General features: G+C 64.6%; 2 protein-coding genes. Both read left to right on the top strand.

The genetic code is table 11. From position 1 onward, the window contains the following. Positions 1-626, top strand: a 626-nt coding sequence (locus EN935_RS35040) for a molybdopterin cofactor-binding domain-containing protein (protein ID WP_164771644.1), incomplete at its 5' end; no start/stop codon positions are given. Continuing rightward, a complete protein-coding gene (locus EN935_RS35035) occupies positions 623-1,600 on the top strand; it encodes a DMT family transporter (protein WP_127374174.1) in 978 nt (325 codons plus the stop codon). The genes EN935_RS35040 and EN935_RS35035, both read left to right, overlap by 4 nt. Positions 1,601-1,646 lie beyond the last annotated feature (46 nt).

The raw sequence follows: 1,646 nt of genomic DNA, 5'->3' as shown, positions 1-1,646 counted from the left end.
CCGCCGACGAGCTTGAAGCCTCTGCCGGCGACATCGAGCTGTCCGATGGTGTTGCCCGCATCGTCGGCACCGATCGCACGATCGATTTTTCCGCCATCGCCAAGGCCGCCAAGACGCCGGATGATCTCAAAGGCTTCGGCGAGTTCGTGCAGGACGAGTGCACCTACCCCAACGGCACCCATATCTGCGAGGTCGAGATCGATCCCGACACCGGCGCCACCGAGATTGTCCGCTACACCATCGTCGACGATTTCGGCGTCACCGTGAATCCGATCCTGCTCGCTGGCCAGGTGCATGGCGGCGTCGTGCAAGGCATCGGCCAGGCACTGACCGAGGACACCATCTATGGCGAGGACGGGCAACTGCTGACGGCGAGCTTCATGGACTACGCCATGCCGCGCGCTGACAATTTCCCGTTCTTTCATTTCGAGACCCGCAACGTGCCGTCGACGACCAATGCGCTCGGCATCAAGGGGGCAGGCGAGGCCGGCACCATCGGTTCGACGCCGGCCGCACTCAATGCGGTGACCGATGCGCTTTGGCGCGCCTACGGCGTCAGGCACATCGACATGCCGGCGACGCCGGCGCGCATCTGGGCAACGATCCGGGAAGCCGCGGGAGCGTGACAGCAGGCCCAGGCAGCTCCACAGCCGCAGCCAGCGATCGTGCCGGCGGGCACAACACGCTCACCGGCATCACGCTCAAGATCATCTCGGTGGCGGTCTTCGTCGGCATGCAGACCTGCATCAAGGCCGCAGGCACCGTTCCGGCGGGCGAGATTGTCTTCTTCCGCTCCTTCTTCGCCATCTTCCCGATCATCGCGTTTCTGGCCTTCAAGGGAAAACTTGGCACTGCGTTCACCACCAAGCGGCCGTTCAACCACATCGCGCGCGGCCTTGTCGGTGTCTGCGCCATGGGGCTTGGCTTTTTCGCGCTGACCCGGCTGCCGCTGCCCGAAGCGATCACGCTGAACTATGCGCAGCCTTTGCTGGTGGTCGTGTTCAGCTCGATCTTCCTTGGCGAGGCCATCCGCGTCTATCGCTGGAGCGCGGTCGCGGTCGGCCTGGTCGGCGTGCTGATCATCTCCTGGCCTGAGTTGACGCTGCTGAGTTCCGATGAGGCGCTCGACGACCAGGAAGTGCTTGGCGTCATGGCCGCTCTTGTCGCGGCGGCGATCTCGGCCGTCGCCATGCTCTTGGTGCGCAATCTCGTGCAAAGCGAGCGCACCGCGACCATCGTCCTGTGGTTTTCGGTGACGGCGAGCATCATGTCGCTGCTGTCGCTGCCGTTCGGCTGGCAGGCGCTGACGCCACTCCAGGCGGCTCTTCTGGTTGCCGCCGGCTTCTGCGGCGGCCTCGGCCAGATCCTGATGACGGCGGCGTATCGCCATGCCGAGGCCTCGGTCGTGGCGCCGTTCGAGTACACCTCGATGATCCTCGGCGTCGTCGTCGGCTATCTCGTCTTCGGCGACGTCGCCACGCTGAACATGCTCGTCGGCGGCCTGATCGTCGTTGCCGCCGGGATTTTCATCATCTGGCGCGAGCGTCAGCTTGGCCTGGAGCGCACCCGCACGCGAAAGGCATCTTTGCCTGAAGGGTGATTACGACAGTTCGGCCCGCTCCTTTGCCAATCGCACCAGCACCGTC

It is taken from the genome of Mesorhizobium sp. M7D.F.Ca.US.004.03.1.1, from assembly GCF_003998635.1.
Taxonomy (GTDB): Bacteria; Pseudomonadota; Alphaproteobacteria; order Rhizobiales; family Rhizobiaceae; genus Mesorhizobium; species Mesorhizobium loti.
The sequence above is the reverse complement of the archived record's forward strand: the minus strand, read 5'-3'. Positions and strand labels throughout refer to the sequence as shown.